The 13300-nt window shown below is 52.1% G+C and carries 12 protein-coding genes; all 12 read right to left on the bottom strand.

What is annotated here, in order from left to right; all coding sequences use genetic code 11:
- Window positions 1-266: 266 nt before the first annotated feature.
- From wecG to wecA, 12 genes are read right to left on the bottom strand one after another with little or no spacing between them, the layout of a single operon-like run.
- The gene (wecG, locus tag SK38_RS22855) at window positions 267-1007 is read right to left on the bottom strand and encodes a lipopolysaccharide N-acetylmannosaminouronosyltransferase (protein ID WP_048237111.1); all 741 of its coding nucleotides are present in this window, start codon (window positions 1005-1007) and stop codon (window positions 267-269) included.
- Window positions 1007-2362, bottom strand: a complete 1356-nt coding sequence (gene wzyE, locus SK38_RS22850) for an ECA oligosaccharide polymerase (protein WP_048237110.1) — start codon at window positions 2360-2362, stop codon at window positions 1007-1009. The genes wecG and wzyE overlap by 1 nt, the downstream gene beginning before the upstream one ends.
- The gene (locus SK38_RS22845) at window positions 2359-3438 is read right to left on the bottom strand and encodes a TDP-N-acetylfucosamine:lipid II N-acetylfucosaminyltransferase (protein ID WP_048237109.1); all 1080 of its coding nucleotides are present in this window, start codon (window positions 3436-3438) and stop codon (window positions 2359-2361) included. Before SK38_RS22845 ends, wzyE begins: the two co-directional genes overlap by 4 nt.
- Window positions 3435-4685, bottom strand: a complete 1251-nt coding sequence (gene wzxE, locus SK38_RS22840; RefSeq protein ID WP_003017971.1) for a lipid III flippase WzxE — start codon at window positions 4683-4685, stop codon at window positions 3435-3437. The genes SK38_RS22845 and wzxE overlap by 4 nt, the downstream gene beginning before the upstream one ends.
- Window position 4686: 1 nt before the next feature.
- Complete coding sequence (gene rffA / locus SK38_RS22835) at window positions 4687-5817, bottom strand: dTDP-4-amino-4,6-dideoxygalactose transaminase (RefSeq protein ID WP_032945690.1); 1131 nt, start codon at window positions 5815-5817, stop codon at window positions 4687-4689.
- A 4-nt stretch (window positions 5818-5821) separates the two neighbouring features.
- Window positions 5822-6499: a dTDP-4-amino-4,6-dideoxy-D-galactose acyltransferase gene (gene rffC / locus SK38_RS22830; RefSeq protein ID WP_048237108.1), complete on the bottom strand. Its 678-nt coding sequence runs from the start codon at window positions 6497-6499 to the stop codon at window positions 5822-5824.
- A complete protein-coding gene (gene rfbA / locus SK38_RS22825) occupies window positions 6477-7358 on the bottom strand; it encodes a glucose-1-phosphate thymidylyltransferase RfbA (protein WP_032945685.1) in 882 nt (293 codons plus the stop codon). Before rfbA ends, rffC begins: the two co-directional genes overlap by 23 nt.
- A gap of 33 nt (window positions 7359-7391) precedes the next feature.
- Window positions 7392-8459, bottom strand: a complete 1068-nt coding sequence (gene rffG, locus SK38_RS22820; protein ID WP_032945684.1) for a dTDP-glucose 4,6-dehydratase — start codon at window positions 8457-8459, stop codon at window positions 7392-7394.
- Window positions 8459-9721 (bottom strand): UDP-N-acetyl-D-mannosamine dehydrogenase, encoded by a 1263-nt coding sequence (gene wecC / locus SK38_RS22815; RefSeq protein ID WP_008787073.1) that lies wholly within the window; start codon window positions 9719-9721, stop codon window positions 8459-8461. Before wecC ends, rffG begins: the two co-directional genes overlap by 1 nt.
- Window positions 9718-10848 carry a non-hydrolyzing UDP-N-acetylglucosamine 2-epimerase gene (gene wecB, locus SK38_RS22810; protein WP_048237107.1) on the bottom strand — a complete coding sequence of 377 codons (1131 nt, stop codon included), beginning with the start codon at window positions 10846-10848 and terminating at the stop codon, window positions 9718-9720. The genes wecC and wecB overlap by 4 nt, the downstream gene beginning before the upstream one ends.
- Window positions 10849-10903: 55 nt before the next feature.
- Window positions 10904-11950 (bottom strand): ECA polysaccharide chain length modulation protein, encoded by a 1047-nt coding sequence (gene wzzE / locus SK38_RS22805; RefSeq protein ID WP_003829003.1) that lies wholly within the window; start codon window positions 11948-11950, stop codon window positions 10904-10906.
- Window positions 11951-11962: 12 nt separating this feature from the next.
- The gene (gene wecA, locus SK38_RS22800) at window positions 11963-13066 is read right to left on the bottom strand and encodes a UDP-N-acetylglucosamine--undecaprenyl-phosphate N-acetylglucosaminephosphotransferase (protein WP_032945680.1); all 1104 of its coding nucleotides are present in this window, start codon (window positions 13064-13066) and stop codon (window positions 11963-11965) included.
- Window positions 13067-13300 lie beyond the last annotated feature (234 nt).

Below are 13300 nucleotides of genomic sequence, written 5' to 3'. Positions count from 1 at the left end.
TGTGTTTGCATGCTGTCCGGTATTACCGGTTCTCGTTATGGGTACATCTTGTTATGCCATAACAGGCCATGCGGCACCGACCGCTTTACGGTTGGCGCCAAAAACACCACGGCACTGCAATGATTGTTGCGAATGGTTTCCTAAAATCGCTTAAATGGCAATTAAAGCATTCAAAAAATGAATAGATTGTGCGAGAAAGCAGCGATTATGTTGTGAATAAGTAGCGTAATTAGCAGATCACGCTACTTATCAGAGGAGAGAGAGCGTCAGAGGTTGCCGGTATAGTGCCAGCGGAGATAGCGTAATAAGCGAAGTTGTCGAGTAATACGGCTCGGCTGCGACAATAAGCGATACAGCCACTCCAGCCCCAGATTTTGCCAGATTTTAGGCGCACGCTTAACGTGACCGGTAAAGACGTCGTAGGTGCCCCCTACGCCCATATACAGCGCGTCGGGGTGAGTCTTGCGGCAATCACGCATAAAGATCTCTTGTTTTGGCGAACCCATCGCCACCGTCACAATTTGCGCACCGCTGGCGTGAATACGCTCAAACAACGCCTGACGCTGCTCTGGGGTAAAATAACCGTCCTGACTACCCACAATGTTCACACGCCACTGCGCACGTAGTTTTGCTTCTGTTTGTGCCAGAACTTCAGGCTTGCCGCCAACCAGGAAAACTGGCGTTCCGTTTTGCCCAGCTCGCGCCATCAGCGCTTCCCAAAGGTCAGCTCCGGCCACGCGTGAAACCTGCGCCTGTGGGAATTTTTTGCGCACCGAACGCACCACGCTAATCCCATCCGCATACTTGAACTCCGCGGCGTTGATCAGCTCCCTCACTTCAGGGTTATCTTCTGCTGTCAGCATCTTCTCAGCGTTGATAGCCACCAGCGTTCCTGACCTGAGGCGTCCTTCGGCAAACAGGTAATTCAGCGCATGTTGCATATCGCGCCAGCCAATCAGTTGTAATCCACGCAGCGAATACAGCGGCGCAGTTGTGTTATCTGTCATTACGATCCTTCAATCTGTGTCTGGGGCAGCGATTTGATTCGTTTATGAATGAGTCCCGCGCTATCAAACAACCAGAACAGCAGTTTTGCCACCAGTAGGCAAACGCCGAAAATCACGAGGAAAAAGACCACTCGTGAGACAAACGAATCCAGCCCTTCACGTGCCAAAACGATCATATTGAAAATGGCGCCAAAACAGAAACTGTGCAAAATCGCCGCCTTATAGCGATTGGTTTCGCGATTGCCAAGCTCATACAGCCAGTCGAACCACTTGATAATGAGCCCAACAACAATCGCGCCTAATGGTATAAACAGCGCCCCGCCCATCACCACCAGTGAACCAATTAACGTCGGCGAAATCGCCAGTCCTGAGTGGTTGTTCAACACTTCCCAGGTAAAGTAGTTCGCTGAATTGAGTACAATACTCGGCCGCCCAGGCCACAGCCAGGAGGGAATAAAGACGTAGAAGTCACGGACGATCGGCGCCAGCCCCTGGAACTCAATATTGTGGTAATTCTGCAGCAATAGCGCCAGGTTCTCCCACGGTGAGAAGGTGTCGCGCGTAAGGTACAGGAACGTATAGAACGCCTCATCGCCGCTAACGCTCATTCCGTAGCGCTTCAACGCCAGCCAGAACATCCCGACAATGCCCAACACGCCTGCAGCGGCCAACATCCACAGCGAAATCCAGCCGCGAATAATGCCGATAAACAAGAAGATGGCAAACGCGATAATGATATTGGCGCGCGTCCCACCCACAATCATATAGGTCAGCAAACCAAACGCGACGGTACTCACGAGGAAGAACACCCACGCTTTGCTGTCCTGACGCAAGAAATAAACCACCAGCATTGCCGGAATGAAGAAGTAGAAGAAACGCTTCAGAGCGACGCCAGAGACTTCACTGGAAAAAATCTGGCTATAGGATTGCAGTCTGAACAGCAGGAATCCGTTGTGCATAAAGAAGATGCCCACGCTCACCAGCGCAATCGCCATCAGGATAACCCAGGTCAAATGGGCTTCAACGCGATTGATGGTAAACAGCGGCCTGCGCGGCTTATCATCTACTCGTTTGCGCAAGCGCGTTTTATACGTCACGTAGTAGACGGCATAGAAACAGGCGGCTGACAGCAAGGCCTGTAGAAGGATCTCCGGCGGAGCCACTGCCACATCAAAGCGGAACACCAGGATGCTGGTTAACGGGAATCCGAAGAAGAACGTCAGCAAGAACAACAATGAGAAGAAAACATTGAAGTTAAAACGCACGCGGCGGAACTCAAACCAGGTCAGCGTGGCGATAAACAAGGTGGAGAGCAGCCAGACCACCAGAAGACCGCTGAATTGCATCAGGCTCATACGGTTTCTCCTGAAGCAATGCGCAGCGCGTTGTGCCACGGCTGCAGATAATTCGGGCTAAAGAAGGTAATAGTATTTTTATCTACCGATGCCAACTGGCGCTGCGCTTCACGTACGACGCCTTCATTGAGATCATCAGTGGTAAATAACACCGGAAGATTTTGTTCCACCATATCCTGCCAGAAGGGATTTTCACGGTTGAGCACGCATGGGATACCCGCCTGGATCAGTAAACACAGTGTACCGATTCCCTGTTGACGGGCAAAAATAAAGTAACCCAAATCGCATTGACGCAATAACGCGAGATAAGCGTCAAATTCCAGCTTTTCACTCAAAATTTGCAGATTATCAGCGCTAAATAACGCCAGGCCAGCCTGGCGAACCTCGTCGATATAGGCCGCATTATTGGCGGGATAACCCATCGGCACAATCACATTCACCGTGTCGCCAAACTGCTGATGGACGGCGCGAAGCGCGGCAACATGCTCATTGCTGCGATCGCCAGAGTTGCCAACCAGCACCGTCATCTTGCCGCTGCGCTGGTAATCATTGCTCATGTTATTGAGTGAAGGATCCATTCGCGTTGGGAAATAGAGCAACTCACCCCGCACACGGGGATGTTGCTCGGCGAAATAACGTAAATCGCCCCGTGTGGCAAACACGCAGCCCACACGATTCTGCGCCATGCGGCGAATCGGGTAAAACAGGCGGAATTTCAGCCCACTGGAGACTTCGTATAAATCAGCGCCCCAGATATGCCAGTAAAACTGCGCCGGTTTAATCCCGCCACTCAGCAGCGCCAGCCACAGCCTGGTGTTGAACTGGCCGTGGAAGAAGAAACGCTGTTGGCGATCCGCTTTTGCTTTCGCGATCACAGCGTCAGCAAGCGCCTTTTTCCCGCTGTAGAAGCTTAGCGATAACGCCGGGCAGCTCTCACTGAGTCCCGCATCCTGACCGGCAACCATAAACGTGCGCGCATGCTCGCTCGTCGCGGCCAGCGAGTCGTTGAAAAACCGCAACACGGTTTGGTTATGGTGAGGGATATCCGATCCCAGAACGTGAATCAGTACAGTCATGCCCGCCTACGCCAGAGTAAAAACACGCCACAACAAAGAGAAAAATAGACGATGTACGTTGCCATATAAGCCTGTGCCGCTCCCAGCGCACCGTGTGCAGGGATCAGCCAGTGAGCAAACACCGTCAATAACATGAACTGGCTAATTTCAGCCAAAATATAAAACCGCAGCGATGCTTTCGCGATCACCAGATACCCAAAGACATACGCCCCAACTTTCAGTACATCGCCGACCAGTTGCCAGGCAAACAGATCGCGCATGGCGGTGAATTTTGCGGAGAAAAGCAGCCAGATCGCAAAATCACGCAGCAACCAAACAGTAAAGCTCGCAGCGGCAACCGCCGGTAACACGAACTTCAGCGACTTAACCACCTCGCGCGTAATGTCGCGCTTTTCGGTCAGTCGAGACAACGTCGGAAGCAAGTAAACGCTGAATGAGGCGGTAATGAATTGCAGATAAGCATCAGAGATACTGCTTACTCCCTGCCAAATCCCCACATCATCCCAACTGTACTGCGCCGCCAGCAGGTTTCGCATCATCACGTATGCCACTGGCAGCGTTACGGAGGTAATCAGCGCCATCAGGGTAAACTTGCTTAGCTGTCCAGCCAGACCGTTATCCCACGAGGGTTTCAGGTAATGCAGGGGAATTGCCCCACGCTTAATCAGCATAATAGCGGCGGGGATAACGACCAACGCGGGCACTAACGCCAGACCCAGCAAAGCACCTTCATACCCTCCCAGGCGATAACAGCCATAATAAGCCACTACGCCCACCAGGCTACCCACAATCAGCGACAGCGCGTTACCCGCCGCATCGCGAAAGCCCTTCATCAACGCCAGCAGCAGGTTCGCCCAGGCAATACCCATTTGCACCAGCGCAACCAGTCTTACCAGCCCCTGATAATGAGTATGGCCAAACAATCCCTGACTGATTGGCGCGGCCGCCAGCAGAAAAATCACCGCCATCAGCGTAGAGAATCCCAGCACCATCGCGGAAGATGTACCGACTACCTTACGGAGCCGGGTCGGATCGTCATGGTGCTGCGCAACATATTTCGTGACGCCGTTGAAAATGCCGGCCCCCGCCAGAACACCAAGCACGGTGACCATCTGGCGGAAGTTACCCGCCTGCCCCACGCCTGCCGGGCCAAACGACACCGCCAGCAGCTTCACGACCAGCAAACCTGCACCAATTTTTACCAGCGTACTGGCTGCCGTCCATAAGGACGCTTTAGCAAGCGACATATCAGGCGAAGTAGTTGAGTAAGGTCGAAATGACCGTTCGCTGGTTTACTGGCGACAGGTTGTAAAACAGCGGCAAGCGCAGCAGACGCTCGCTCTCTTTAGTGGTGAAACGATCAACACCGGCAAATACGCCGAATTTATCGCCAGCCGGACAATCATGTAGCGGGATATAGTGGAACACCGCCATAATTTCAGCTTCTTTCAAGAAGTTAATCAACGCCGTGCGATCGTCGATATCGCGCAGCTTGATATAAAACATATGGGCATTCTGCACGCAGTTTTCCGGGACAGAAGGCAGATCAATGCGTCCGGCACGCGCCAGCGGTTCGAGAGCATCATAGTAGTTCTGCCACAGCGCCAGACGCTGCTGGTTAATACGGTCAGCCGCTTCCAGTTGTGCCCACAGATAGGCAGCCTGCAGATCGGACATCAGATAGCTGGAGCCAATATCACGCCAGGTATACTTATCCACCTGACCGCGGAAAAACTGGCTGCGGTTAGTTCCTTTTTCACGGATGATCTCTGCACGTTCGACTAATTTTTTATCATTAATCAGCGTCGCACCACCTTCACCGCCTGCGGTATAGTTTTTGGTCTCATGGAAGCTAAAGCAACCGATGTGACCAATCGTCCCCAGCGCACGACCTTTGTAAGTCGACATGACGCCCTGGGCCGCATCTTCCACGACAAACAGGTTATGTTTGGTCGCCAGCGCCATGATGGTATCCATTTCACAGGCTACGCCCGCGTAATGCACCGGAACGATAGCGCGGGTCTTGTCGGTGATCGCCGCTTCAATCAGCGTTTCGTCAATGTTCATGGTATCCGGCCGGATATCAACAAAGACAATTTTCGCGCCGCGCAGCACGAAAGCATTGGCCGTGGAGACAAACGTATAGCTCGGCATAATGACTTCATCGCCAGGCTGGATATCCAGCAGCAATGCCGCCATCTCAAGCGATGCGGTGCAGGAAGGCGTCAGCAATACTTTCTCGCTGCCAAAATGCTGTTCCAGCCACTGTTGGCAGCGACGGGTAAAACCACCGTCGCCACACAGTTTGCCGCTGTTCATCGCAGACTGCATGTAATCGAGTTCAGTGCCCACCACCGGCGGTGCGTTAAATGGAATCATCGTGTCACCTGTATAACCAATACGCGGTGCTTTCCACATTCGCACCACTGTGTATATAACGTTTAAGCGCGGCGGTATTGCCCATTTGGGTCGCCACGCGCAATGTTGTTTTACCGCGAGCCTGCGCCCAGCAAAGGGCAGCCTGCATCAGTTCTGCTCCCGCCCCACGCCCGGCCAGCAGGCCAATTCGCGCATCGGTCGCATTCAGTTCACGCAGCGAGACATAGCCACGAATATCACCTGCCGGTGTACGAAAAACGAGGCATTGATGATCGAACGTCCCCAGCACCGCGTTTTCAATCCACTGCGCATAAAAACGCGTGCTGGCATCTGCGGCATACCACGGGGTACGAAAACGACTTTGCGCGAACGCCTGCCCTGCCAGTTGGCGTAATGCAGGGATATCCGTAGTTTGTGCGATCTGCGCACCGGGGTCGCCATGCGTACACATCACCGGCAGCACAAAATCCACTTCACCTTCAACCAGTGAGAAGCCCAACTGTTGCAGGGCGTCTAATTCATGGGTATTGGCGGCAGGAATTTTTGCCTGTACCCGCGACCAGGGCTGCAACATATCCGCAGTCAGAACCGGCGCGCGTTGGTCAAAACGCACAATGGCGCTATTCACGCCAAAGAACGTATTTTCCCAGCTAAGCGGCTCAATACTGGCGCGGACGAGCACGGAGCAGCTCCAGCAGGTATTGACCATAACCCGTTTTGGCCAGTGAACTGGCAGCACGCTTCACGCCTTCGTCATCCAGCCAACCGTTACGCCAGGCGATTTCTTCCAGACAGGCTATTTTAAAGCCCTGGCGTTTTTCCACCGTCTGCACAAAAGTACTCGCTTCGATAAGACTGTCGTGCGTACCGGTATCCAGCCAGGCAAAGCCACGCCCGAGCAATTCTACCGTCAGATGTCCGTCATCAAGATACATCTGGTTGATAGACGTAATCTCCAGCTCCCCACGCTCAGAAGGTTTTACGCGTTTTGCGTATTCCACCACCTTGCTGTCATAGAAATAGAGACCGGTCACCGCCCAGTTTGATTTTGGTGCTTTCGGCTTCTCTTCCAGCGAGATAGCTCGAAAATTGTCGTCAAACTCCACGACACCAAAACGTTCAGGATCCATCACCTGGTAACCAAACACCGTCGCGCCTTGCGTTCTGGCGGCTACGTGACGCAGTTTTGGACTGAATCCCTGACCAAAGAAGATATTGTCTCCTAACACCAGACATGATGGTTCCCCGTTAAGGAACGTTTCACCAATGATAAACGCCTGTGCTAATCCATCCGGACTGGGCTGCTCAGCATAGTGCAATTCAATGCCGAACTCAGATCCATCGCCCAGTAAGCGCTGGAAATAGCCTTTATCTTCCGGTGTAGTGATAATCAGGATTTCGCGAATTCCCGCCAGCATCAATACTGATAACGGGTAGTAAATCATCGGCTTATCGTAAATAGGCAATAGCTGCTTCGATACGCCACGCGTAATGGGATACAGGCGAGTACCTGAGCCACCCGCCAGAATGATACCTTTCATGCGTTGTCTCCTCCGGGAGCCAAAACCAGGCTGTTAGCCCTTCAGACCTAAACGTTCGCCCTGGTAACTGCCGTCCTGCACGGGTTTCCACCATGCCTGATTAGCCAGATACCACTGCACGGTTTTGCGCATTCCGCTTTCAAACGTTTCTTGCGGCATCCAGCCTAGTTCACGCGCAATTTTCGACGCGTCAATGGCATAACGCAAATCATGACCCGGGCGATCGTCCACAAAAGCGATCAAGTCGCGGTACTGCGCGATACCCTGCGGCTTTTGCGGTGCCAGCTCTTCCAACAGGCTGCAAACCGTTTCGACAACTTCCAGGTTTTTACGCTCGTTATGGCCACCGATATTATAGGTTTCTCCCACCGCGCCCGTTGTCGCCACACAATAGAGCGCCCTGGCGTGATCTTCTACATACAACCAATCACGGATCTGTTGCCCATTGCCGTAAACCGGCAACGGCTTCCCCGCCAATGCGTTGAGGATCATCAGCGGAATCAGTTTTTCCGGGAAATGGTACGGACCATAGTTGTTAGAACAGTTGGTTATCAGCGTTGGCAGACCGTAGGTACGCAGCCAGGCGCGAACCAGATGATCGCTGCTGGCTTTCGACGCGGAATAAGGGCTGCTCGGTGCATACGGTGTGGTTTCAGTGAAGAAATCATCCGTAGAATGCAGGTCGCCATACACCTCGTCAGTCGAGATATGGTGGAAACGAAACGCTGATTTTTTCTCGCTGGTTAAATCACTCCAGTAAGCGCGCGCCGCTTCCAACAGCGTGTAGGTTCCCACGATGTTAGTTTCGATAAAGGCGGCCGGACCATCAATTGAGCGATCGACGTGGCTTTCTGCCGCCAGATGCATCACGCAGTCCGGCTGATAGTGTTGAAACACCCTGTCGAGCGAAGCTCGATCGCAGATATCGACTTTCTCAAAGGTAAAACGAGGATTCTGTGCAACCGGCTCCAGCGACATCAGGTTTCCGGCATAGGTCAGCTTATCGACCACAATTGCCGCATCCTGAGTCTCCTGAATGATATGCCGTACAACCGCCGAGCCGATGAATCCCGCTCCACCGGTAACCAGAATTCGTTTCATTAGCGCCAGACCCCTTTGGTATCAACGATATATTGCTGGTGAACCGCATCGCCTTTAATGGCTTTAAATTCATTATGGTCGACCAGCAAGACCAGCACATCGGCGCTAGCCAGGGCATCGTCCAGCGCTGCCAGTTGGCACAGACCGTCCAGTTTTTTCGGCAGTTGATGGATGTTCGGTTCCACCACCAATGTTTCGCCTTTGTGCCAATGCGCGATGCTTTGCGCAATTCCCATCGCCGGGCTTTCACGTAAGTCATCAATATTCGGTTTAAATGCCAGACCAAAACAGGCAATTTTCACTTCGCTGGCCCGTTTATTAGTATCCGCCAGACAGTCGGCCACGGCAGCTTTTACCTGATCAACCACCCAATGAGGCTTACCGTCGTTTACCTCACGCGCGGTGCGAATCAATTTCGCCTGCTGCGGGTTCTGCGCCACGATAAACCACGGATCAACCGCGATACAGTGCCCGCCAACCCCCGGACCCGGTTGTAAAATATTCACGCGCGGATGGCGATTTGCCAGTCGAATCAGTTCCCAGACGTTGATCCCCTGATCGGCGCAAATCAGCGACAACTCATTGGCGAAAGCGATATTGACGTCGCGGAAGCTATTTTCAGTCAGTTTGCACATTTCCGCCGTACGGGCGTTGGTCACGACACATTCGCCCTCCAGGAAAATGTTGTACAGTTCGCTAGCACGCGCGGAACAGACGGAGGTCATTCCCCCAATCACGCGGTCGTTTTTAATCAGTTCAACCATCACCTGGCCCGGCAGCACTCGCTCTGGGCAATAAGCAATGTTAACGTCCGCGTGTTCACCGACTTGCTGCGGGAAAGTCAGGTCAGGACGCATTTCAGCCAGCCATGTGGCCATCTGTTCAGTGGCCCCGACAGGCGACGTCGATTCAAGGATCACCAACGCGCCTTTTTTCAGCACCGGTGCAAGAGATTTAGCCGCGGCTTCCACATAAACCATATCGGGTTCGTGCTCCCCCTTAAACGGAGTAGGCACAGCAATCAGATAGGCATCCGCATCTACAGGGGTTGTGGTCGCACGCAGAAATCCATTTTCGACCGCCGTTTTCACCACGGCGCCCAAATCTGGCTCAACGATATGAATTTCACCGCGATTAATGGTATCCACCGCGTGTTGATTTACATCTACGCCAATCACATGCTTTTGACGGGAAGCAAAGGCAGCCGCCGTCGGCAGTCCGATATAACCCAGCCCAATGACAGAAATGGTCGTAAAACTCATAGCGATATCCGATTATTTTTTAACGCGTGTAAAATGCGGCCACATGCCTGCCCGTCACCATACGGATTATGGGCGCGGCTCATGGTCTGATATTCATTGTCGTCATGCAGCAAACGCGTGACTTCTTCGACAATACGCTGCGGGTCGGTCCCTACCAGACGTACTGTGCCTGCAGTAATCGCTTCCGGACGTTCCGTCGTTTCGCGCATCACCAGTACCGGTTTCCCCAGAGATGGGGCTTCTTCCTGAATCCCGCCAGAGTCGGTAAGGATCAGCCAGGCGTGATTCATCAGCCAGACAAACGGCATATAATCCTGCGGTTCAATCAGGATGATGTTTTCAACGTGCCCCAGAATGCGATTAACCGGTTCGCTGACGTTAGGATTCAGGTGCACCGGATAGACAATCTGTACGTTCTGATTGGCCGCGGCAATTTCCGCCAGCGCATGACAAATGTGTTCAAAACCACGACCGAAGCTTTCCCGACGATGACCGGTCACCAGTATCATCTTTTTATCCGAGCTCAGGAATGGGTAATGCTCTGCCAGTTCAGCTCGTAATGCATCACTCGCCAGTACGCGATCGCGTACCCAGATCAACGCATCAATAACCGTATTACCTGTAACGAAGATACGGCTATCAGAAATGTTTTCCCGTAACAGGTTTTGGCGCGAGTTTTCTGTTGGTGCAAAATGATACATCGCCAGATGCCCGGTCAGCGTACGGTTCGCCTCTTCCGGCCAGGGAGAGTAGAGATCGCCTGTACGTAAGCCTGCCTCCACATGCCCTACCGGGATGCGCTGATAGAACGCGGCCAGGCTAGTAGCAATGGTGGTTGTGGTATCGCCGTGAACTAACACAACGTCAGGTTTAAAATCAGCCAGAATTGGCTTTAATCCTTCCAGTATTCGGCAGGTAATTTCTGTTAGTCCCTGACCTGGCTGCATAATATTGAGATCGTAGTCAGGTACAATGGAAAAGAGGTTCAACACCTGATCGAGCATCTCCCGATGCTGCGCCGTGACGCAAACTTTTGCCTCAAAATCAGGATCTTTTGCCAGCGCATGAACCAGAGGTGCCATTTTTATGGCCTCCGGTCGCGTGCCAAATACAGTCAGTACTTTCACATCGATTCTCTTCGGATTGGCAGTGAGGGCCCAGCCCCTCACTGCAACGATATTGCTAAATCGTGCGGCGACGGGTTAACGCGACACCAGCACCGATCAGAGCCCCAACGATGCCCCACATAATCATCAGGAAGGCACGACGAGGGCTGTCACGTTTTACCGGTTCCTCCGGCGTACGCAAATAACGATAGGTCTGAAAACGCGGATCCAGAGTTGGCCCAACGTTCAGTGTGTTAAGCATGGCTCGGTTTTGGAAGTAGTCCAGATCGAAATCGGGACCAACAGATTGCAGGTTTTCGAGTCGTGCCTGCAGCATAGGACGTCCAAGCAAAAACAGTTCAGAATCGGGTAGCTCTTCAGCCGGAACGTCAGTGGAAGTACGCGAAATATTATGCTGTTCAGCAATTTTGAGAGCCTGCTCAATGTTGTGAACTCGGCGAGAGAAAATCGATTTCGCCACTTCTTCCTGGCGTTTAACCTGCGCCTTCATCTGCACAGTGCGCGCAGCCCAGGCTCCCTTTAACTCGTCGTTCAGATGACGCGCCGCACGCTGACTGGCAAACGCGACGTACTGACGCAACAGATTGTTGGCATCAGGTGCCGTTTCGGCAATCAGCTTCACGCTGTCATTGGTATTACGAACCGCATCGCCGGGCATAAACTGAATGTTATTAATCAGTTCATCCAGCATCGCCGCATCGGCTTTACTGTTCCCCACCATACGTTGCTTGTAGTAATCAGTCTGCTGCCAGAATTCACGGCGCGTATCCCATGAGGCAAGCTGCATGATAAATTCTTTATAGGCCTCATCCATCACTGACGGCTGATCCGCAGATGCGAGACTGGCCTTGATGTCCAGGTTACGTAAGAACTGCTGCTGAGAGTAATAGCCGCCCAACATATTAACCGTTGGCCTGTCTGAAATCGCCGTCGCGCTCCACTCCTGACGAGCAAAAAACGTATAGGCGAGAGCGACTAACGCAAAGGCGAGAGCCATACCGACGATCCACACCTTCCCTGTCCACAAAGTACGAAACAACCCACGGATGTCCAGTTCATTTTCAGCGCTCATGGCATGTTCCCCCGGTAATGGTTGTGTCATCGTACCCTCAATTTATTTGGTTAAGTTTGGTTTACTGTCACGGTTTCTACGCAACTTGCGCTTCCAGCGTTTGATAAATCTCGCTACCTTCCAGGCACGTTTAATACAATAGTCATACAAGACAAATGCCAGTAAAAAGAGCACCAGCATCACCCATTCCGGAACGACCCGAGAATATTCAGCCAACACGCCGATAGAAGCCAGGATCGCAGCAGCCAGCGTAATCAGGACAAAAGCCTGTCGGGAAGTAAACCCGGCGCGCATAATTAAATGGTGAATATGTTGGCGGTCCGGGGAGAAAGGGCTCATACCTTTACGTAAACGACGATACATGATCGCCACCATATCCATTAACGGAATGGCAATAATCCACAGTGCGGTGACCGGGCTAATAGGATGCGTTTTACCTTGAGTGGTCTCCAGCAGGATCCAGATGACCGTAAAGCCAATCAGCGTACTCCCCGCATCGCCCATAAAGACCTTATAGCGACGTCCGAGAATACCCAGGTTCAGCATGATGTAAGGCAGAATGGCGGCGATCATGGCAAAACACCAGATAGCCAGGCTTGTCTGGCCGTCAAACCACAAGATAAGCCCCATTGCGGCGAATGATACGCTGGATAGCCCGCCTAACAGACCATCAATCCCATCCACCATGTTAAAGGCGTTAATTGCAGCCCAAACGGCGAAAAGGGTAAGGAAATAGCCAAAAGGACCGAGCACCATCTCCCAAGGGCCAAAAATGAACCCAAGGCTCAACAGATAGAGCTTACCTACCGCCATCATAATGATGCCGATGATAGCCTGGATGGTCGCACGGATTTTTACACTGATATCAAAGCGGTCGTCCAGTGCACCGATAAACACCAGTACACCGGCACAAGCCAGGTAGAGAGTTGCATGCGGGATATAATAATCGGCGATGAGGAACGTAAAGCAAATGCCTGCGTAAACCGAAATCCCCCCAACCAACGGAATCAGTCCCTGATGACGTTTGCGGAAGTTGGGTTTATCCACCAATCCTATCTTTTTCGCAACCTTGCGGGCAAAGAAAAGAAACAGCGTTGTGAATAAAAAAATACTGATGAGATCAGTACTTGCTGTCAGTAAATTCACTATACATACTCTCAAAGAATATCAATATATGAAGTATAACCATCCAGGCGATTATTCAGAAGAGAAACCCGATTCCATATCAGGTGGTTCTGTATGATTATTAACCACAAAATACGAATTACAACCCTTCATCGCCAGGCGGTATGTCATACCGGATTATTATTATTGTGTCGTTAAGATTACATCCACAAAAGCAAAACGCCACGTAAAAACGTGGCGTTTTCAGATGATGCC

Origin of the sequence: Citrobacter sp. MGH110 (genome assembly GCF_001037515.1) — a bacterium.
Taxonomy (GTDB): Bacteria; Pseudomonadota; Gammaproteobacteria; order Enterobacterales; family Enterobacteriaceae; genus Citrobacter; species Citrobacter portucalensis.
Note: the sequence above shows the minus strand (reverse complement) of the source record. Positions and strands in the feature narration are given on the sequence as shown.

Coding starts and splice junctions, on each gene's coding strand:
- wecC (WP_008787073.1), bottom strand. CDS start 9,721: ATGAGTTTTACGACCATTTCTGTCATTGGGCTGGGTTATATCGGACTG.
- SK38_RS22845 (WP_048237109.1), bottom strand. CDS start 3,438: ATGACTGTACTGATTCACGTTCTGGGATCGGATATCCCTCACCATAAC.
- rffG (WP_032945684.1), bottom strand. CDS start 8,459: ATGAAACGAATTCTGGTTACCGGTGGAGCGGGATTCATCGGCTCGGCG.
- wecG (WP_048237111.1), bottom strand. CDS start 1,007: ATGACAGATAACACAACTGCGCCGCTGTATTCGCTGCGTGGATTACAA.
- wzzE (WP_003829003.1), bottom strand. CDS start 11,950: ATGACACAACCATTACCGGGGGAACATGCCATGAGCGCTGAAAATGAA.
- wzxE (WP_003017971.1), bottom strand. CDS start 4,685: ATGTCGCTTGCTAAAGCGTCCTTATGGACGGCAGCCAGTACGCTGGTA.
- rffA (WP_032945690.1), bottom strand. CDS start 5,817: ATGATTCCATTTAACGCACCGCCGGTGGTGGGCACTGAACTCGATTAC.
- rfbA (WP_032945685.1), bottom strand. CDS start 7,358: ATGAAAGGTATCATTCTGGCGGGTGGCTCAGGTACTCGCCTGTATCCC.
- wzyE (WP_048237110.1), bottom strand. CDS start 2,362: ATGAGCCTGATGCAATTCAGCGGTCTTCTGGTGGTCTGGCTGCTCTCC.